The 19,030-nt window shown below is 72.5% G+C and carries 15 protein-coding genes; 11 read left to right on the top strand and 4 right to left on the bottom strand.

Annotated elements, in window-relative coordinates:
* Window positions 1-14 precede the first annotated feature (14 nt).
* The 6 genes from ACK8GG_RS03705 (at window position 15) to ACK8GG_RS03730 (ending at window position 7,153) form a co-directional block, all read left to right on the top strand.
* Window positions 15-1,655 carry an ABC transporter ATP-binding protein gene (locus ACK8GG_RS03705; RefSeq protein WP_440355535.1) on the top strand — a complete coding sequence of 547 codons (1,641 nt, stop codon included), beginning with the start codon at window positions 15-17 and terminating at the stop codon, window positions 1,653-1,655.
* A complete protein-coding gene (locus ACK8GG_RS03710) occupies window positions 1,652-2,971 on the top strand; it encodes an ABC transporter permease (RefSeq protein WP_440348235.1) in 1,320 nt (439 codons plus the stop codon). The genes ACK8GG_RS03705 and ACK8GG_RS03710 overlap by 4 nt, the downstream gene beginning before the upstream one ends.
* A 5-nt stretch (window positions 2,972-2,976) precedes the next feature.
* The gene (locus tag ACK8GG_RS03715) at window positions 2,977-4,260 is read left to right on the top strand and encodes an ABC transporter permease (RefSeq protein WP_440355536.1); all 1,284 of its coding nucleotides are present in this window, start codon (window positions 2,977-2,979) and stop codon (window positions 4,258-4,260) included.
* Between the two features lie 81 nt (window positions 4,261-4,341).
* Window positions 4,342-5,049, top strand: coding sequence for a cytidine deaminase (locus ACK8GG_RS03720; RefSeq protein ID WP_440348233.1), 708 nt, complete (start codon window positions 4,342-4,344; stop codon window positions 5,047-5,049).
* Between the two features lie 44 nt (window positions 5,050-5,093).
* Window positions 5,094-6,374, top strand: a complete 1,281-nt coding sequence (locus ACK8GG_RS03725; protein ID WP_440348232.1) for a thymidine phosphorylase — start codon at window positions 5,094-5,096, stop codon at window positions 6,372-6,374.
* Window positions 6,375-6,469: 95 nt separating this feature from the next.
* Window positions 6,470-7,153: a DUF4272 domain-containing protein gene (locus ACK8GG_RS03730; RefSeq protein ID WP_440348231.1), complete on the top strand. Its 684-nt coding sequence runs from the start codon at window positions 6,470-6,472 to the stop codon at window positions 7,151-7,153.
* A gap of 25 nt (window positions 7,154-7,178) precedes the next feature.
* Here the strand turns inward: ACK8GG_RS03730 and ACK8GG_RS03735 are convergent, their stop codons facing one another.
* Window positions 7,179-8,033 (bottom strand): putative RNA methyltransferase, encoded by an 855-nt coding sequence (locus ACK8GG_RS03735; RefSeq protein WP_440348230.1) that lies wholly within the window; start codon window positions 8,031-8,033, stop codon window positions 7,179-7,181.
* A gap of 149 nt (window positions 8,034-8,182) precedes the next feature.
* Here ACK8GG_RS03735 and ACK8GG_RS03740 point away from each other — a divergent pair, with 149 nt between their 5' ends.
* Entirely contained in the window at window positions 8,183-9,259 is a 1,077-nt protein-coding gene (locus ACK8GG_RS03740; protein WP_440348229.1) for an adenosine deaminase, read from the top strand.
* Here ACK8GG_RS03740 and ACK8GG_RS03745 read toward each other — a convergent pair whose 3' ends face one another.
* Window positions 9,260-9,865, bottom strand: coding sequence for a uridine kinase family protein (locus tag ACK8GG_RS03745; RefSeq protein ID WP_440348228.1), 606 nt, complete (start codon window positions 9,863-9,865; stop codon window positions 9,260-9,262).
* Window positions 9,866-10,059: 194 nt separating this feature from the next.
* Here ACK8GG_RS03745 and ACK8GG_RS03750 point away from each other — a divergent pair, with 194 nt between their 5' ends.
* The 4 genes from ACK8GG_RS03750 (at window position 10,060) to ACK8GG_RS03765 (ending at window position 14,816) form a co-directional block, all read left to right on the top strand.
* On the top strand, window positions 10,060-13,347 hold the full coding sequence (locus ACK8GG_RS03750; RefSeq protein WP_440348227.1) for a sensor histidine kinase: 3,288 nt from the start codon (window positions 10,060-10,062) through the stop codon (window positions 13,345-13,347).
* Window positions 13,344-13,748 carry a roadblock/LC7 domain-containing protein gene (locus ACK8GG_RS03755; RefSeq protein ID WP_440348226.1) on the top strand — a complete coding sequence of 135 codons (405 nt, stop codon included), beginning with the start codon at window positions 13,344-13,346 and terminating at the stop codon, window positions 13,746-13,748. The genes ACK8GG_RS03750 and ACK8GG_RS03755 overlap by 4 nt, the downstream gene beginning before the upstream one ends.
* 101 nt (window positions 13,749-13,849) lie before the next feature.
* Window positions 13,850-14,227 (top strand): DUF742 domain-containing protein, encoded by a 378-nt coding sequence (locus tag ACK8GG_RS03760; RefSeq protein WP_440349193.1) that lies wholly within the window; start codon window positions 13,850-13,852, stop codon window positions 14,225-14,227.
* Window position 14,228: 1 nt separating this feature from the next.
* A complete protein-coding gene (locus ACK8GG_RS03765) occupies window positions 14,229-14,816 on the top strand; it encodes a GTP-binding protein (RefSeq protein WP_440348225.1) in 588 nt (195 codons plus the stop codon).
* Window positions 14,817-14,947: 131 nt separating this feature from the next.
* On the opposite strand, the gene ACK8GG_RS03770 is transcribed toward ACK8GG_RS03765, so the two are convergent.
* A complete protein-coding gene (locus ACK8GG_RS03770; RefSeq protein WP_440348224.1) occupies window positions 14,948-16,159 on the bottom strand; it encodes an ABC transporter substrate-binding protein in 1,212 nt (403 codons plus the stop codon).
* A 141-nt stretch (window positions 16,160-16,300) separates the two neighbouring features.
* Window positions 16,301-19,009 carry a transposase gene (locus ACK8GG_RS03775; RefSeq protein WP_440355537.1) on the bottom strand — a complete coding sequence of 903 codons (2,709 nt, stop codon included), beginning with the start codon at window positions 19,007-19,009 and terminating at the stop codon, window positions 16,301-16,303.
* Window positions 19,010-19,030: the final 21 nt, after the last annotated feature.

Consider the following 19,030-nt stretch of genomic DNA (forward strand, 5'->3'; position numbering starts at 1 on the left):
CTGCGGTGCCTGGCGTGGAGGAACTCCCCTCCAGCGACCTCACCGCCCCACTCCAGGAGGTTGCGCTGAAACTCGAACTGCGCGGCATCACCAAGCGGTTCGGTGCTCTGGTCGCCAACGACCAGATCAACCTGACGGTGGAGCCGGGAGAGATCCACGCCCTGGTCGGCGAGAACGGTGCCGGCAAATCGACCCTGATGAACGTCCTCTACGGGCTCTACCAGCCCGACGAGGGCGAGATCCTGGTCGATGACAAACCGGTGCACTTCACGAGCCCGTCGGACGCCATCGCGGCCGGCATCGGCATGGTGCACCAGCACTTCATGCTCGTCCCGGTCTTCACCGTGGCCGAGAACGTCATGCTCGGGGCCGAGCGCACCCGCGGTGGCATCGCCGGGATCCTCGACCGGCGCCGCGCCCGCCGCGAGGTCGCCGAGGTCTCCGAGCGGTACAACCTGCCGGTCGACCCCGACGCGGTGATCGAGGACCTGCCGGTCGGCATCCAGCAGCGGGTCGAGATCGTCAAGGCGCTCACCCGCGACGTCGACCTGCTCATCCTCGACGAGCCGACGGCGGTGCTCACCCCGCAGGAGACCGAAGAGCTCCTCGCGGTGATGCGCGGCCTCAAGGAGAGCGGAAAGTCGATCGTCTTCATCACCCACAAGCTGGGCGAGGTCAAGGCGATCGCCGACCGGATCACCGTCATCCGCCGCGGCAAGACCGTCGGCACCGCCGACCCCGCCACCAGCCGTGAAGAGCTGGCGACGCTGATGGTGGGGCGCAGCGTCAAGCTGACCGTCGAAAAGGGCCCGGCCACCCCGCGCGAGCCGGTGCTGCAGATCGAGGGCCTGGTGGTCGACGACGACCGGCGGGTCCGGGCCGTCGACGGCATCGACCTGACCGTGCGGGCCGGTGAGGTCCTCGGGATCGCCGGCGTGCAGGGCAACGGCCAGACCGAACTGATCAAGGCGATCATGGGGTTGCAGCCCGTGCTGGCCGGCTCGATCAGCGTGGCCGGCGAGCGCATCGACGGCTGGAGCACCAAGAAGGTGCTCGGCGCGGGCGTCGGATACGTGCCCGAGGACCGCAGCGCCGACGGCCTGGTCAAGGAGTTCAGCGTCGCCGAGAACCTGATCCTCGACCTCTACGACCGGCCGCCCTTCGCCTCCGGCCCGGCACTGAACCGGGACGCGATCGCCGGCTCCGCGAAGGAGCGCGTCGAACAGTTCGACATCCGGACCTCCTCGCCGGGCGCCGCCGTCGGCACCCTCTCCGGCGGCAACCAGCAGAAGGTGATCGTCGCCCGGGAGATGTCCCGGCCGCTGAAGGTCTTCATCGCGGCCCAGCCCACCCGGGGCGTGGACGTCGGCTCGATCGAGTTCATCCACAGCCGGATCATCCACGAGCGCGACGTCGGCACCGCGGTGCTGGTCGTCTCCAGCGAGCTCGACGAGGTGGTCGGCCTGGCCGACCGGATCGCGGTCATGTACCGCGGCCGGATCATCGCCATCGTGGACCCCGACACCCCGCGTGACCAGCTCGGCCTGCTGATGGCGGGCATCGTCCCGGACGAGATCGCCGCCCGCGGCGACCGGGGCGCGTACGCGGGCTCCGCGGGTACCGCGGCCTCCGACGCCAACGAGGACAAGTCATGACCAACCCTGTTCCGCCCACGCAGCGGACACCGGATAACGAACCCGCCGCCGCGGTGCGCACGGCCACCGCGCCGGACCAGGACGGCCCGGAGCAGCCACCCTCGCTGGGCAAGCTCTTCCTGGCCAACCTCTGGGCGGCCAACAGCGCCACCGTGACGGTGCTGGCCCTGGTGCTGTCGATGCTCATCGGCGCTGTGCTCATCGTGCTCTCCTCGCCGGACGTGCTCGCCACGTTCAGCTACTTCACCTCCCGCCCCGGCGACGCGCTGAGCGCGAGCTGGGAGGTCATCAGCGACGCGTACCTCAACCTCTTCCGCGGTGCGATCTTCGACGCGGAGGCCTTCGCGGCCTGGCAGGCCGGGGAGGGCAGCTGGCAGCGGGTGCTCGCGCCGATCTCGGAGACGCTGACCTACAGCACCCCGCTGGTCTTCACCGGCCTGTCGGTGGCACTGGCATTCCGCGGTGGCCTGTTCAACATCGGTGCCCAGGGGCAGGCGATCATCGGCGTCATCTGCGCCGCGCTCGCCGGCTTCCTGCTGCCGCTGCCACCGGTGCTGCACGTCGTCGTCGCGGTCCTCGCCGGCGCCCTCGGCGGCGCGCTCTGGGGTTTCATCCCGGGCATTCTCAAGGCCCGCGCCGGCGCCCACGAGGTGATCAACACGATCATGCTCAACTACGTGGCGACCTACTTCCTCGCCTGGATCATCCTGCAGAACGGGGTGAAGAGCCCCGACCGGGCCGACGCGATCAGCAAGCCGGTGGACGCCTCCGCGCAGCTGCCCCGCCTCTTCGGCGACGACCTGCGGGTGCATTTCGGCATCATCGTGGCGGTGCTCGCCACCGCCGCGGTCGCCTGGCTGCTCGAGCGCTCCACCCTCGGTTTCGAGATGCGCGCGGTGGGGGCCAACCCCTCCGCCGCCCGCACCGCCGGCATCAGCGTCGGCAAGACGTACGTCCTGCTGATGGTCGTCGCCGGCGCCCTCGCCGGACTGGGCGGGACGAACATGGTGCTCGGCTCCACGGCGAGCGCGCTCACCCCGTTGGTGATCGCGCAGATCGGCTTCAACGGCATCCTGGTGGCCCTGCTGGGCCGGGTGAAGCCGTGGGGTGTGCTGGCGGCGGCGCTGCTCTTCGGCGCCCTCACCGCCGGCGGCAACCGGATGCAGTCCTACACCGGCATCTCGCTGGAACTGGTCAGCGTGCTCCAGGCGCTGATCGTCATCTTCATCGCCGCACCCGCCTTGGTGAAGGCGCTCTTCGGGCTCCGCGCCGCGCGGGCCGGCCGGGCGCAGACGAAGCTCGCGAAGGGCTGGTGACTCCCATGTCGACGACAACTGTCGCGCCGGCGCCTGCGGTGACCGAGGTCAGCGAGGGCTACTGGACGCGTAACCGCAAGGTCGGACTGCTGATTCTGGCCCTCGGTGTGCTGGCCGCCGTGATCTTCGGCGCGCTCGCCACCGATCAGCAGGCCCGGTTCACCCTCAGCGAGGACGCCGGCGGCACCGCGCTGGAGATCAACGGAACCTTCGGTGCGATCCTCTTCGGGATCATCGCCGCGGCGGCGGGCGCTGCCCTGCTCGCCAAGCTCCCCGGCAAGTGGTTCCTGCCGCTGCTCGCCGTCGGCGTGATCGGTTTCGTGCTCTCCTTCATCTGCTGGCAGGTCTCCGCGGCCCCGGCCGGGCAGAACTTCATGCCGATGGTCAACATGGTCCGCGGCACCTTCCTGCTCGCCCTGCCGCTGATCTTCGGTTCACTCGCGGGTCTGCTCTGCGAACGCTCCGGCGTGGTCAACGTGGCGATCGAGGGACAGCTGCTGATGGGCGCCTTCTCCGGTGCGCTCTTCGGTTCCATCTCGCAGAGTGTCTGGGTGGGTCTGGTCGCCGCCGCCTTCGGTGGCGCGTTCATCTCGGCGCTGCTGGCGATCTTCTCGATCCGGTACCTGGTCGACCAGGTCGTCATGGGCATCGTGCTCAACCTGCTCGCGGTCGGCCTCACCGGCTTCCTCTACGAGCGGCTGATGCAGACCAACGCCGCGGCGTACAACTCGGCGCCGCGCTTCGGCACCTGGGAGGTGCCGCTGCTGTCGGACATCCCGGTCCTCGGACCGGCGCTGTTCCGCAGCAACATCTTCCTCTACGTCGGGCTGCTGCTGGTGCTGGTGATCCACCTGGCGCTCTTCCGCAGCCGCTGGGGTCTGCGGACCCGCGCCATCGGGGAGCACCCGACCGCCGCCGACACCGTCGGCGTGAAGGTGCTGCGCCTGCGCTACCGCAACGTCATCCTCGCCGGAATGATCGCCGGCATCGGTGGCGCGTCGTACACCCTGGCGCTCTACAGCTTCACCAAGAACATGATCGGCGGTAAGGGCTTCATCGCCCTCGCCGCGCTGATCTTCGGCCGGTGGAACCCGACGGGCGCCCTGCTCGCCGCGCTCTTCTTCGGCTTCGCCGACCAGCTCGGCACGTACCTCAGCGCGATCAACAGCACCATCCCGAGCCAGTTCCTGGCGATGCTGCCGTACCTGGCGACGATGCTGGCGGTGGCCGGCCTGGTCGGCAAGGTGCGGGGACCCGCGGCGGCCGGAAAGCCGTACATCAAGAACTGACACTTCCGTCAACCGGGCCGGCCGCCAGCCGGTCGGCCCGGTTGGCCGGAGGTTCGGTTGGCGATGCGGAAGGATGCGGTGATGGACTCGCAGATCGACTGGGCGCAACTACGCGCCGCCGCCGTCGAGATGATGGCCCGGGCCTACGTGCCCTACTCGAAGTTCCCCGTCGGCGCGGCAGCGCTCGTCGACGACGGGCGCATCGTCGCCGGCTGCAACGTCGAGAACGCCGGTTACGGCGTGACGCTCTGCGCCGAGTGCGGCGTCGTCTCGGCGCTGCACGCCACCGGCGGAGGCCGGCTGGTCGCGCTCTCCTGCGTCGACGCCACCGGTGAGCCGCTGATGCCCTGCGGCCGTTGCCGGCAGCTGCTCTGGGAGCACGGCGGGCCGAACTGCCTGATCGAGGCGAAGGGCGGGCCGCTGACGATGGCGCAGCTGCTTCCGCACGCCTTCGACGTGGCCGACATCGAAGCGGTGGTCGGCGAGCACCCGGTGCCGGTGGTGCCGGACCGGCTCGCGGCCTGGCGCGGTCGCGGCAGCGTCTTCGTCCACCCCGATCTCGACGCCGGCCGGCAGGTCTGGACGGCGTACTGGGAACGCTCCGCCGGGGCCGAGGTCGAGGCGGAGACCGGGGTGCTCGAGGAGGGGCCGACCTGGCCGGACCCGGCCGAGGCGATCGATTGGGGACTGGCCCGCACGCCGCGGGTGGTCGTGGTCGACGCCGCCGGGGGCATCTTCTGGGCCGGCGAGGGCGAACCTCCGATGGAGATCCCGGTCCGCTGGGGCTGATCTTCAACAGCAGTACGTGGACTAGTGGGAAGTGGGTTTTGGCGGTGGGTGCTTTCAGCGCTGTGGACGTGATTCGGGCCAAGCGGGACGGGCATGTGCTCAGTGACGCGCAGATCGACTGGGTGGTCGACGCGTACACCCGGGGGCAGGTCGCCGACGAGCAGATGGCCGCGCTGGCCATGGCGATCCTGCTGAACGGGATGGGCGCGCCGGAGATCGCCCGCTGGACCGCGGCGATGATCGCCAGCGGCGAGCGCCTCGACCTCTCCGCGGTCACCCGGCCCACGGTCGACAAGCACTCGACCGGCGGGGTCGGCGACAAGATCACGCTGCCGTTGACGCCGCTGGTGGCGGCGTGCGGGGCGGCCGTGCCGCAGCTCTCCGGCCGAGGTCTGGGCCACACCGGTGGCACCCTCGACAAGCTCGAATCGATCCCTGGCTGGCGTGCCGGGCTGAGCAACGCCGAGTTCGTCGCACAGCTCGCCGACATCGGCGCGGTGATCTGCGCCGCGGGGGACCAGCTCGCCCCCGCCGACCGCAAGCTCTACGCGCTGCGCGACGTCACCGGCACCGTCGAGGCGATCCCGCTGATCGCCTCCTCGATCATGAGCAAGAAGATCGCCGAGGGGACCGGCGCCCTGGTGCTCGACGTCAAGGTCGGCCCCGGCGCCTTCATGAAGTCCGTCGAGGACGCCCGCGAGCTGGCCCGGACCATGGTGGAGCTCGGTGGCGCGCACGGCGTCCGGACCGTCGCGCTGCTCACCGACATGTCGACCCCGCTCGGACTCACCGTCGGCAACGCCGTCGAGGTCGCCGAGTCGGTCGAGGTCCTCGCCGGCGGCGGCCCCGCCGACGTGGTGGAGCTGACCCTCGCCCTGGCCCGGGAGATGCTCGACGCCGCCGGGCTGCCCGATGCCGACCCCGCCGCCGCGCTGCGCGACGGCCGGGCGATGGACACCTGGCGGGCGATGATCCGTGCCCAGGGCGGCGACCCCGACGCGCCGCTGCCGGTGGCCCGCGAGGTCGAGGTGGTCCGCGCGCACACCGACGGCTACGTCGCCGCGATCGACGCGTACGCCGTGGGCGTCGCCGCCTGGCGGCTCGGCGCCGGCCGGGCCCGGAAGGAGGACCCGGTCGACTTCGGCGCCGGTGTCGTGCTGCACAAGCGCCCCGGTGACCCGGTGCGGGCCGGTGAACCCCTCTACGAACTGCGCAGCGGCCGGGCGGACCTGATCCCGGCGGGTGCCGCCGAGGCCGCCTCGGCCATCACCATCAGCGCCGAGGCGCCGACGCCGGCCCCGCTGGTGATCGACCGGATCGCCTGAGGCGACCGGGTGGGAGTGTCCCGGCCGGGCGGGCCGGCGCGAACGGCTATCCTCGCTCGCCGGGACACCACCATGAGCAGCAGGGAAGTCGAGCCGTGACCGTACCCGCGCCGGACCCCCAGGTCGTCCGCGACGCCAGCCTGCAGGAACTGGCGCGGCTGGGACTGCCGCTGCCGCCTGCGGAGTACCCGATGGTCTGGGAACCCGGCGACCAGGTCGCACTGCGCCCCACCGCCGAACTGGAGGCGCGGGCGGCGGTGCTGCACCTGATCCAGGCCCGCTGCTTCGGGATGCCGCCGCAGACGGCGATGAGCTGGCTGCTCGGCTCCCGGCTGACCGAGCAGGTGACCGCGCCGGAGTGGCAGTTCATCACGCTCGCCGAGGGCGACCACCGGTCGTTCGTGCTGCACCACGAGGCGCTCTTCGCGCTCTCCTGGGTGCTCGGGCTCGCCGCGCACATCGACCCGACAGTGGCGCCGGACCCGCGTACCGCCGGGCGTTTCCCGGACCTGGCCGGCGGCGAGACCTTCGACCAGTGGCGGGCCCGGACCCTCGCGGCGCCCCGGGCCGCCGACGAGGCGGCGCAGCTGCTGGACCTCTACTACTGCCTGGACTGGAGCTTCCTGCACGCCGAGCGGGAAGGGCTGCCGCTGCCCGGAGAGCTGGACGCCAATGCCATCGGTCAGCGCCGCTGGGCGCTGGAGTGGGCGGTGGTGCTCGTCGGGCCGTACCACGAGGATCCGCCGCCGGGCTGGGAAGAGGTCGACCTCTCCACCTGAACCGGGCCGGCCGCTGTGCCGCCGGTCAGCGTGGGCGGTAGCAGCCGATGCGCACCGCCAGTGTCACCTCGACCGGCTCCGGCAGCGCCGTGAGCCGCTCGCCCAGCCGGTCCACGTCGGTGTGCCAGGCGCTCGGGCCCATCCCGACCAGGGTCCGCACCTCGCTGCGGCTCAACGCCAGCCGGGCGCTGACAGTCGTCGCGCCGACGGCGGCGAAGTGCCCGGCGAGACTCTGCGCGACCCGCTCCTCCTTTTCCGGGTCCACCCGCAGCAGGCCCAGCGTCTCCACCAGCTCCGCGAGGTGCGCGGCGGCGGGGGTGGCCACCAGCAGCACGCCGTCGGCCCGCAGCACCCGGTGGAACTCGGCGCCGTTGCGGGGAGCGAAGACGTTGAGCAGCAGCGCGGTCGTGCCGTCGGCCAGCGGCAGCCGGGCCCAGGTGTCGGCGAGGGCCGCGTCGGCGCGGGGGTGGGCCCGGGCGGCCCGGCGGGAGGCCGGCTTGGAGACGTCCAGCGCCAGCCCCACGGCTTGCGGCAGGGCGTCCAGGACCGCCGCCAGGTGCCGGCCCGTCCCGGCGCCGGCGTCGACCACCAGCGGGGCGTACGCGTCGCGGGGCAGGGCCTGCGCGGCGGCGTCGGCGAGCGCGGCCGAGACCGGGTCGTAGTGGCCCGCGGCGAGGAAGTCGGCGCGCGCGGCGATCATCTCGGCGGTGTCGCCGGTGTGCGGGGCCCGCCCGGTGAGCAGGTTGACGTAGCCCTGCCGGGCCAGGTCGAAGGTGTGCCCGCGCGGGCAGCGCAGCGAGCGCGGTGGGGCGGCGCCCACCTCGGCCAGCGGCTCGGCGCAGACCGGGCAGCGCAGGTGTGTCACGACGTCCGCGTTCATCTCGGACCCATCCTCCCAGCCGGCGGGTGGGCGTCCGGAGCAGGGCCACCGGGCCGGGGTGTCGGCTCGGGCGGGGCCGCACCATGATGGCCGCCACCACCGGTGGTGGCGCACGGGCGTGGCGGCGGCGCGCTGATTAGGGTTCGGTCATGGTCCCGATCGGATACGAAGAAATCGTCAAGGCACCAAAAGTGCTCCTGCACGACCACCTGGACGGCGGCCTGCGCCCGGCGACGATCGTCGAGCTGGCAGCGGCGGCCGGTCACGAGCTGCCCACCACCGACCCCGAGGCGCTGGGGCGCTGGTTCGTCGAGGCCGCCGACTCCGGTTCGCTGGAGCGTTACCTGGAGACCTTCGCCCACACGGTCGCCGTGATGCAGACCGCCGAGTCGCTGCGCCGGGTGGCGGCCGAGTGCGCCGTCGACCTCGCCGCGGACGGGGTGGTCTACGCCGAGGTGCGCTTCGCGCCCGAGCAGCACCTGGAGCGGGAGCTGACCCTGGACCAGGTGGTGCAGGCGGTGCTGGAGGGCTTCGCGCAGGGCACCGCCGAGGCAGCCCGCGCCGGCCATCAGATCCGCGTCGGCACGCTGCTGACCGCGATGCGGCACGCCGCCCGGTCGCAGGAGATCGCCGAGCTCGCGGTCCGGTACCGCGACACCGGCGTCGTCGGTTTCGACATCGCCGGCGCCGAGGCGGGTTTCCCGCCCACCCGGCACCTGGACGCCTTCGAGTACCTGCAGCGGGAGAACTTCCACTTCACGATCCACGCCGGCGAGGCATTCGGCCTGCCCTCGATCTGGCAGGCGATCCAGTGGTGCGGTGCGGACCGGCTCGGCCACGGCGTACGGATCGTCGACGACATCACCCGCGGCGACCAGCCCGAGCTCGGCCGGCTGGCCGCGTACGTGCGGGACAAGCGGATCCCGCTGGAGCTCTGCCCGTCGTCGAACGTGCAGACCGGTGCGGCGGAGTCGATCGCCACCCATCCGATCGGGCTGCTGAGCGATCTGCAGTTCCGGGTGACGGTGAACACTGATAACCGCCTGATGAGCGGTACCTCGATGTCGCGGGAGATGGCCTTGTTGGTGGAGGCCTTCGATTACGGCTGGGCGGACCTGCGACGGTTCACCATCAACGCGATGAAGAGTGCCTTCATCCCGTTCGACGAACGGCTCCGGATCATCGACGAGATCATCAAGCCGCGTTACGCCGCACTGATGTCATGATCATTTTCCCGCTCCGTGGCCGGCCGTCAGCGCGGCCACGGAGCGGATGACCTCGCGTCCCCGCGCCGGCCGGGCGCCGAGGGCGGCCTGACGCCCCAGCACCGCCGGTTCGGCGCGCAGCAGGGTGACGCCGCGGCGCAGCAGCACCTTGGGCTCCTTGCGCTGCTCGGCGAGGTCCCGTGCCAGCCGTCGCAGGAACGTCGTGCTGCGCGAACGACGCAGCGCGTAGGCGCCGGCGAGCAGGTCACGCCGCCGGCATTCTTCGACGATCTCCGCTGCGAAGATCCCCTCGGCGACGAAGAACGGCGATCCGGCCAGATCGAGCAGGCGGGTGTCGACCTGTCGATCCTCGCCGATGGCGTAGACCGGCACCTCGGCGCGGCCGTGGCGCAGCAGGTCGGCGATGGTCTCCACTGCGGCGGCGGCGTTCCAGGCGAGCGGGGAGTCCCAGTCGACCAGGTCGCCACGGCGCGGCAGCGACGGGTCGTCGCCGTTTTTGTAAAAGTCGTCCAGGCAGAGCACCGGCAGACCCGTCTGCCGGGCGATGTACGACTTTCCGGAGCCGGACGGCCCTGCGAGCAGCACAACTCCATATGGCTGATTCATTACTTTTAGTAACTCCGGACCGACGGGATGCTATCGAATTGCTCTCACATCCCACCACACGCCATATGCGAGGACGCCTGGGCTTTCTCTTTCTGTGACGGCGTGATGGAATCTCGGGGGTCCGACCCGCCGGGTCGGCCGCTGTGCAGTGCCCCGGGGCACGCCACAGGGCGCTGAAACGCGAGGACGGTGACGTGAGCAGCAGGCCAAAGGCGGCGGGTTCCTTCCTGTCACGTCTGCGCCGGCCTGTCGGCCGGCTCAGTGACATGCCGATCTGGTCCAAGCTCGGTCTCATCATGATCGTGCCCACCGTCGCCACTGTCGTGGTGGGTACGAGCGGACTGATCGACCACCTGGACACACTCAGCGATGCCGGCCGGGCCCACGACCTGGCGATCCTGACTCAGCACTCGGGCGAGCTCGTGGCGGCGCTGCAGGACGAGCGCGCCAACGCGGTTCTGCTGCTCGGCGCCGGTGGCGGCGAGCCGGTCGAGCGCTACACCGAGATTTACACCAATGTGACGAAGACCACCGACGCCGCCGCCGAGCCCTACTCGCGGCAGCGGACGACGATCCAGGACGTGCCGGCCAACTTCACCGACCTGCTCGGCCAGATCGACCAGAATCTCGGCGGCCTGCCCGGCATCCGCAGCCAGGTGCTCAACGGCAAGCTCAAGCTCACCGAGGCCGCGCAGACGTACGAGGGCCTGATCGCAGACCTGCTCGACGTGCGCGACTCGGCCACCCAGCTCGCCGGCGACACCAACCTCAGCGAGCGGATGCGCGCCGCCAGCGCCACCGCCCGCGCCAAGGAATTCCTCTCCGTACGCCGGGTCGTCGTGCACCGCGCGCTGATCCAGGGCAGCCTCACGCCGCTGCTGCGTACCGAGTACATCGCCACCCAGACCGGTCAGCAGCAGGCGCTGCAGACATTCCTGTCGGTGTCGAACCAGGCCGAGAAGGAGTCCTACGAGCAGACCGTTGCCGGTCCCGACCTGCGCGAGTCCGATCTCTACAGCGACTGGATCGGCAGCACCGTCGACGAGAGCCTCGCCGGGGCGCCCTTCACCGCCGACCGGTGGGACGCGGCGATGGCCGGCAACTCGCGGCTCATCCGCGCCGTCGAGGCCGACCTGGACGGCAAGCTGGTCGCGCAGGCCGACGAGATCCGCTCGGGCGTGCAGCGCCAGGTCTTCCTGGAGACCGGGCTGCTGCTCAGCACGCTGCTGCTGGCGATCCTCCTCGCCTGGGTGGTCGCCCGCTCGATGGCGCGTTCGCTGCGCGAACTGCGCGACGGCGCCTTCTCGGTCGCCCAGTTCGGCCTGCCGCAGGCGGTCGCCCGGCTGCGCGACCCGAAGGTCACCGGGCAGCTCTCGCCGACCCAGCTGGCCAGCCAGATCGCCGAACCGCTGCCGGTGCGCGGCAACGACGAGTTCGGCCAGGTGACGAAGGCGTTCAACGCCGTCCACCTGGAGGCGGTGCGGACCGCGGCCGAGCAGGCCGCCCTGCGCTCCTCGGTCTCCACGATGTTCGTCAACCTGGCCCGCCGCTCGCAGATTCTCGTCGACCGGCTCATCGGACACCTGGACCGCCTGGAGCGCGGCGAGGAGGACCCGGACCGGCTGGCCGAGCTCTTCCAGCTCGACCACCTCGCCACCCGGATGCGCCGCAACGACGAGAACCTGCTGGTCCTCGCCGGCGCGGACTCCACCCGCGTGCAGCGCGAGCCGGCCGCCCTGATCGACGTGCTCCGCGCCGCCCAGTCCGAGGTCGAGCACTACACGCGCATCGAGTTCGGCGTGGTCGACCGGGACATCGAGGTCTCGGCGCACGCCGTCAACGACCTGGTGCACCTCGTCGCCGAGCTCTTCGACAACGCCACCTCGTTCTCGCCGCCGGACTCGCAGATCCTCGTCGAGGCCCGCCGCGTCGGGGACCGCGCCTCCCTCTACGTCGAGGACCGCGGCATCGGCATCAGCGGCGACCAGCTGCGCGAGCTCAACGAGAAGCTGGCGATGCCGCCGGCGGTGGACGTGACCGTCTCCCGGATGATGGGTCTGGTCGTGGTGGCCCGGCTGGCCGCCCGGCACGGCGTCAAGGTCGAGCTGCGACCCGGCTCGGACCGCGGCACCGTCGCCGACGTCACCCTCCCCACCTCGGTGCTCGTGCCGCGCGCGCTCGCCGGCCGCAACGGCACGCGTCTGGACCTGCCCCCGGCCCCGGCCGCCCCGCAGGCCGGCCGCACGCCGACCTTCGGTGCGATCGCCGCCCTGGAGAGCGGCCCATCGACGCCGTCGCCGACGGCCCAGTCGACCGGCTTCGGTGCCGGCCGGGAGACCCCGCCCGCCCCGCGCAACGGCTCGGTGACCCCGCCGCCGAGCCGCCCGCTGCCGGCCTGGTCCGACCTGACCGGCGTGGCCGGACTGGAATCGGCCGACCCGTTCGTTCCCCGGCAGCCGGAGGGCGGCTTCGAGCCGCTGCCGCAGCGCCGGGCCGGTGGTGAGCAGTCGGATGCCCGCCCCGGCGAGGCCGCCATTCCACAGCAGCGCAGCGGCGAGAGCGACACCGCCGGCGGCGGTATGTTCGCGCCGCGCAAGAGCGCGACACCGGAGAGCCCGCAGACTCCGAGCGGCCCGCAGCACCCGGGTGGACCGCCGAAGCCGTTCGGTGCGCAGAGCCCGAGTGGTCCGCAGGACCGCTTCGGCGCGCAGAGTCCGGGCACCCCCGCCGGTGCTCCGCCGGCCTGGCCGCCGGCGGCCGGACGCCGGCCTGAACAGCCCGGACCCCAGCAACGGCCCGCCGCGTCGGACCTGACCACCGAACTGCCGCGAGTGCCCCGTACGGAGAGCACGGCGGGCGCCGCTGCCCCGCAGCGCAACGCCGGGGGACATGTGCCGGCCCGCCCCGCCGGCGCCCGTCCGGCCCCGGCCTACGCCGACGAGACGATGGAGCTGCCGATCTTCCGGGAGCTCGAGTCCAACTGGTTCCGTACCCGCCGGCCCGCAGACGAGGCCGGGCCGGGCACGCCGCCGGGCCCCGCAGCCCGCAAGGCCGTGCCGGCGCCGGGCTTCGCACCGCAGCAGGCGCGACCGGCCGCGACCCAGGACGAGGACCCACCCCCGGTACGCCGCCCCACCGGCGGTGGCGGGTGGCAGACCGCCGCCGACGAGGGCTGGCGGGCGGCCAGCGCCGCCAAGGCCGGTCCCGTGGAGACCACCACCGCAAAGGGCCTGCCGAAGCGCACCCCGATGGCGCAACTGGTCCCCGGTGGCGTGGAGAAGCCGGCCGTCGCGGTGCAGCGACGGTCCCCGGAGGCCGTACGTGGTCTGCTCTCCGCCTACCATCGTGGTGTCCAACGTGGGCGCACCAACCCGATGGACGGCACATCGACCAACCCGGAGGCAACTCCGGGAGGGCAGCAATCCTCGCAGTCTGGCTCGGGCGGTACGGCCAAGAGCGGGCAGAAGGAGCATGAAGGATGACAACTACGCAGGACTTGGGTTGGCTACTGACCAACTTCGCCGATCGCGTGCCGGGAGTCGCACACGCGATCGCGGTCTCCGCGGACGGCCTGCTCCTCGCGTCGTCCCGGGACCTTCCGCGGGACCGAGCCGACCAACTCGCGGCCATCGCCTCCGGACTGGTCAGCCTGACCCAGGGAGCGGCTCGCTGCTTCGAGGGCGGCGCGGTGCTCCAGACAGTCGTCGAGATGGACAACGGATTCCTTTTCCTGATGTCCATCTCGGATGGTTCCTCGTTCGCCGTCCTGGCGGCGCGCAGCTCCGACGTGGGTCAGGTCGGCTACGAGATGGCCCTCCTGGTTGACCGTGTCGGCGATGCGCTCACACCGCAGCCGCGGGCTGCCGCGGGCATGCTCGGCTGATCTGTGCCACGAGTCGGCCACCCGGCCGGCGCGGAGAACAATGAAGACAACGGGTGCCCCCAGCGGGGCCGGTTACGTGTACGAAGGAGGTGAACGGCGAAGTGGGTGATCATGACGAGCCCACCGGCGCACTGGTCCGTCCCTACGCCGTGACCCGAGGCCGTACGCGTCCCCGGCTCGACATCGCGCTGGAGGCGCTCGTAGAGACCACGGTGCGCGGCCGGACCGCCGGAAACGGCAATGGCGGTTCCGGCCGGGAGCATCAATACATCGCCGCACTGTGTGACGGACGTTTGCAGTCGCTCGCCGAAATCGCCGCGCGAATGCAACTGCCGCTCGGGGTGGCCCGGGTCCTCATCGCCGACATGGCCGCCGAAGGCCTTGTCGCGGTGCACGAGCCGACCATTCTGGAAGAGTCTGACGACGCGGTGGGTACTGAACTGCTGGAGAGGGTGCTGAGTGGACTTCGCAGGCTCTGACATGTCTCACCGCCCGCCGGCCGGGCGCGTGACATCGGCGAAGATTGTCATCGCCGGTGGATTTGGCGTCGGCAAGACGACGTTGGTGGGCTCGGTCTCGGAGATCACGCCGCTGACCACCGAGGCGATCATGACCTCCGCCGGCGTGGGCGTCGACGACACCCGGCAGGTGCCGGGCAAGACGACGACCACGGTCGCGATGGACTTCGGTCGTATCTCGATCGACCGGGATCTGATCCTGTACCTGTTCGGCACACCGGGCCAGACGCGCTTCTGGTTCATGTGGGACGAGCTGGTCCGGGGCGCGATCGGGGCTGTCGTGCTCGTCGACACGAGACGGCTGGCGGACTGCTTCGCCGCGATCGACTTCTTCGAGCACCGGCAGCTGCCGTACCTGGTGGCGATCAACTGCTTCGACGGGATGCAGTACCACGATCCCCAGGACGTCCGGGACGCGTTGGCGATCTCCAGTGACGTGCCGGTGGTCGCCTGCGACGCCCGGAACCGGGAGTCGACCAAGCACGTGCTGATCTCGCTGGTGGAGTACGTCCTCTCCATGCGGCGCTCGCGCGCCGTCACGCCCGCCTGATCCCCGGCGGCGCGTGCGCGTCCCGGCGCTGACCTGAACGAGGTCTCGCCGGGGCGTCAGGAGAGACGGCGGCCTGAACGAGGCCGCCGGGGCGTCAGGAGAGACGGCGGCCTGAACGAGGCCACCGGGGCTCAGGAGACGCGGACCCAGTCGCCGCGGCTGACCGAGAAGACGCCGAGCGAGTCCCGGTCCATCCCGCCATGGTGGATCGGGGTGAACGAGTAGCCGCCCGCGATCCCCTCGGTCACCTGCGACTGCAGGTAGGCGCGCAGCCGTCCCCTGTCGACGCTGATCGCGCGCCGGGCCGCGTCGGCGATCAGGCTCAGCGCGTCGAAGGCGTACGGCGCGAAGGGGCTGTAGTTGCCGTAGCGCTGCCGGTACCGGCTGACGAAGTCCCGCCGCGCCAGCGCCGCAACGCTGGTGCCGGTGAGGGTGGAGGTCACCAGCGAACCCGGGTGCACCACGTACGCGCCCTCCACGGCGGCCGCGGCCGTCCCGGAGATGGTGTCGGCGGCGACTGCCCCGGCGTCGAAGAAGAGCGGGCCCGGGTAGCCGGCCCGGCGCAGGGCCACGGCCGCCGCACCGGACTCCGGGGCGGTGCTCCAGACCACGACCGCATCGGCGCCGGTGGCGGCGATCCGCCCGGCGGGCTCGCCGTACGAATAGCCGGACCTCGGCAGCCGGACCACCTGCACCAGTGTCCGTCCGGCGTTGCCCAGGGCGTTCTCCAGCGCCCGTACGCCCGAATCGCCGTGCAGCCCGGCCGCAGCCAGGACCGCGACCCGTTGGTGCTTCTGCGACCGGATGAGCTGGGCCAGACGGCGGGCCACGTCGCGGGCCTCCGGGGTGAGCTTGTAGATGTAGGTGCGCCGGGACAGCGGGAGGACCAGGTCGTCGCCGGCGGCGAGCGAGATGAAGGGCACCTGGAGTTCCTGCGCCACCCCGATGATCGCCATGGAGTTCTCGGCGATGACGCCGCCGACCAGCGCCGAGACGTTCTGCTCCTCGATGAGTTCACGGGCCTGCGCCGCCGAGGTCTTCGGGTCGCCGCCGTTGTCGCGGACCACCAGCCGCACCGTACGCCGCAGGTTGCCGACCTGGATGCCGCTGACGTTGAGCGACTCGGCGGCGATGCGCAGCGCGCGTTCCTGCTGGATTCCGAGGTGCGCCCGCGGGCCGCTCAGTTCGAGGACCGCGCCGACGAGGAGCACCGGGTCGCCGCCGGCCTCCTCGGGGCCGCTCGTGTCGTCGCGTCCGCAGCCGGCCAGTAGCAGCGCGCCGCCTGTCGCCGTGAGCAGACCCCGGCGGGTGCAGCCCTCCGAAACGATCGTCCCAGCCCCCATCCGCGCCGCCTTCCCGCTGCGCCGGCCAGGCGCCGGCAGTCCCGCGGGTATGCTCCCGGCCCGCGAGTCACGCCGTCAACTCGACAGGGTGTGGGCAGGAACACCCAGCTCAGGTGCGGTTTCCGGCAGTGCGTCGGCGGTTCAGGAGCGGTAGCCGGCCGAGCGGTACTCGTACTCGCGTTCGTCGTCGCGTTCGTCGCCGTCGCGGGTGAAGTCCCAACCGCCGGCCGCCTCCCGGCCGGGCCGGCCGCCGACGGCGAAACCGCCGATCTCCTGCCCGCGCCGCCAGCCCTGGAAGTAGCCGGTGGTGCTCTCCGCCAGCCGCTGCGGGTTACGGACGATCCGCAGTGGACGCTCCTCGCGCAGCGGGGAACCCGGCACCAGGTTGGCCTGGGGCACCCGCTTGGGGAGCCCGGCCCTGGTCGAGTCACCGATGGCGGGGCGGGCGGCCTGTTCCGCCGCACGCCAGCCGGTGTCGGCAGTGGACGACCATTCGGCGTCCTCTTCCTCCGGCTGCCCGGTGAACCACGCCGACCGTGCCGCCGCGAAGATCAGCAGGTCGCCGTCCTCCTCGCCGCCCATCGGTGCGGGACCGCGTTCGGCGTGCTCGTCGAGGCGTTCCGGCCGGTGTGCGTCGAGCCGTTCCCGGCGGTTGACGTCGTGGTGTTCGGGCCGGGGTGCCTCGCGGCGCTCCAGTCGGGGTGCCTCGCGGCGCTCCAGTCGAGGGGCCTCGCGGCGCTCCAGCCGGGGGGCGTCGCCGCGTTCCGGGCGCGGAGCGTCGAGGCCTTCCGTGCGGATGGTGTCCCGGCGTTCAATGCGGTCGGGATCGCGCCGCTCCGGCCGTCGGGTGTCGGCACGCTCGGTGTCGCGTCGTTCCGGACGGGGCGTGTCGAGCCGTTCGGCCCGTGCGGGATCGCGTTCGGGCCGGGTCAGGTCGAGGCGCTCGAGCCGGCCGAGGTCGCGCTCGGGACGTGGGGCGTCCAGGCGTTCCGGGCCGTGTTCGCGGGGGGCGTCCTGCCGGTCGACCAGGCGCAGCGGGGCGTCCGGCTCCGGCGCCCGCCGGCTCCGTTCGCCGGGCGCCTCCACCAGCCGCAGCACGGGAGGCTCCGGCGGCAGGTCGTCGGCGAGCCACGGCGGGGTGACCCGCTCGACGGGGGCCTCGCGGCCGGCCGGCGGCTCGGGGGCCCGGGGTTGCACGGGCGGAGGGGCCGCCGCTTCGTCGTCGTCCTCCGGGGTGACCAACGGCCAGTTGGCGCGGGAGCCGGGCGGCGCGGCCGGGGCCTCGGTGGGCTCCGGCCGCCGGCTCGGCGGGACCTGCAGTTCGTGGTCGGTGATGCTGAACCCGCCGGTCGTCGGCTCCGTGTCGACGGGGGCGGCGCTGCGGGTAGCGGCGGCCCGTTGCCGTTCGGCCCGGGCGCTCTGCAGCGCGGCGGTGGTCAGGGTGGGACGGAACGGCTCGCCGGCCTCGGCGGGTGGCACCTTGCCGCGCTGGGTCGGAATCATCGGCGTCGGCGCGGAGACCGGGCGGTTCTCGCCGCGACTGCGCTCGGCGGGCGAGAAGGCCGGCGGCGGTGTGCCGTCGAAACGGGACGGCAACAGATCCGGCGGCGCACTGCGAGGGCCCGGCACCTGCGGCGGCCCGCTGACCGGAGTCGGGGCCGGCGGCGCGCTCATTGGCGCCGTGGTGCCGGGCAGCGCCGCGGAGACCGGCTCGGGACGGCTGCGTCGGCCGACGGTTCGGGCCGGTTCCGGACGAGCCGACGGCTGCGGAGCGGACTCGTCCCGCGGGCGGGACGGCAGGGCAGCGGTGCCGAGGCCCGCACGCTGGGCACTCGGCGCGGACGGATCCAGCGGCGCGGACGTGCTCAGCGCCGCGGAAGGGCTCAGCGGCCCGGACGTGCTCAGCGGCGCGGAAGGACTCAGTGGCGCGGTCATCCGCGCCGAGAGGGTGGCGACGAGCGCGTCGCAGCCGGCGTCACAGGCGCGTACCGCGGCGACCGCCTGGCGGATCGTCTCGGCCACCGCCGAGGTGAGGCTGCGGTTGACACCCGCGCGGCGGGGGGTCTCGGCGACCGCGATCCGCAGCGCCGTCACCGCCTCGCCGACCACCTCGGCCGGGGCGACACCGTCGCCGGCCAGATGCGCCGCGACGGCGTCGACAGCCAGGGGGATGCTGCGGCCGGTGCCGTTGCCGGCGGCGAGCATGCCCGGTTCGGGCAGCGCGTCCAGCACGGCCAGCGCGACCGGTGCGGCCGGATCGGCGTACGCCCGCAGCGCGGCCGGGTAGAGCTCGCGCAGCACCTCGCGCAGCACACCGGCCGCGGCGTGCCGGCCGCCGGCGAGGGCCGCGTGCGCGGCGAGGACCGGCTTGTAGCCCATCAGGTCGCGGGGGGTGGGCAGGGTGACGGCGGAGAGCGCGCCGGCCTGGAGCGCGCGGGCCAGCCCGACCGCGCGTCGCTGCGCCGGTCCGGCCTGGATCTCCTCGACGGACTCGTCGTCGGCGAACTCCTCGGCGAACTCGTCGACGCTGTCGTCGTCGGCAAGGGCGATCGGGCGCCCGGAGGTGCCCAGCAGCGACGTGACCAGGTGGTCGTCGCTGTCCGTCGCGATCGCGGCGCCGCTGGGGCCGCCGGAGCGTTCAACGAGGACGGTGACCAGCCGGGCGTAGCCTTCCGGGTCGTCGCCGATCTCGCCGACATGGAGCAGCCGGCCCGAGTCGTCGACCACAGCGGAGGTCAGCGTCGGGCCGGCTGACGCCGGCCGGACGGCCGAGTCAGCTGAGGCAAGACCGCAGTACACGCGCACAAGCGCCACGGCGTCGTCCTCCTCCCGGAATCGGTGATGTGCCAACGACTGATGGTCCCCTGCCGA

Source organism: Melissospora conviva (assembly GCF_049523535.1).
Lineage (GTDB): Bacteria > Actinomycetota > Actinomycetes > Mycobacteriales > Micromonosporaceae > Melissospora > Melissospora conviva.

Bases quoted from the DNA above. Each gene is read 5' to 3' on its own strand.
- ACK8GG_RS03710 (WP_440348235.1), top strand. From the start codon at position 1,652: ATGACCAACCCTGTTCCGCCCACGCAGCGGACACCGGATAACGAACCC.
- ACK8GG_RS03715 (WP_440355536.1), top strand. From the start codon at position 2,977: ATGTCGACGACAACTGTCGCGCCGGCGCCTGCGGTGACCGAGGTCAGC.
- ACK8GG_RS03720 (WP_440348233.1), top strand. From the start codon at position 4,342: ATGGACTCGCAGATCGACTGGGCGCAACTACGCGCCGCCGCCGTCGAG.
- ACK8GG_RS03735 (WP_440348230.1), bottom strand. From the start codon at position 8,033: ATGAACGCGGACGTCGTGACACACCTGCGCTGCCCGGTCTGCGCCGAG.
- ACK8GG_RS03740 (WP_440348229.1), top strand. From the start codon at position 8,183: ATGGTCCCGATCGGATACGAAGAAATCGTCAAGGCACCAAAAGTGCTC.
- ACK8GG_RS03745 (WP_440348228.1), bottom strand. From the start codon at position 9,865: ATGAATCAGCCATATGGAGTTGTGCTGCTCGCAGGGCCGTCCGGCTCC.
- ACK8GG_RS03755 (WP_440348226.1), top strand. From the start codon at position 13,344: ATGACAACTACGCAGGACTTGGGTTGGCTACTGACCAACTTCGCCGAT.
- ACK8GG_RS03765 (WP_440348225.1), top strand. From the start codon at position 14,229: ATGTCTCACCGCCCGCCGGCCGGGCGCGTGACATCGGCGAAGATTGTC.
- ACK8GG_RS03770 (WP_440348224.1), bottom strand. From the start codon at position 16,159: ATGGGGGCTGGGACGATCGTTTCGGAGGGCTGCACCCGCCGGGGTCTG.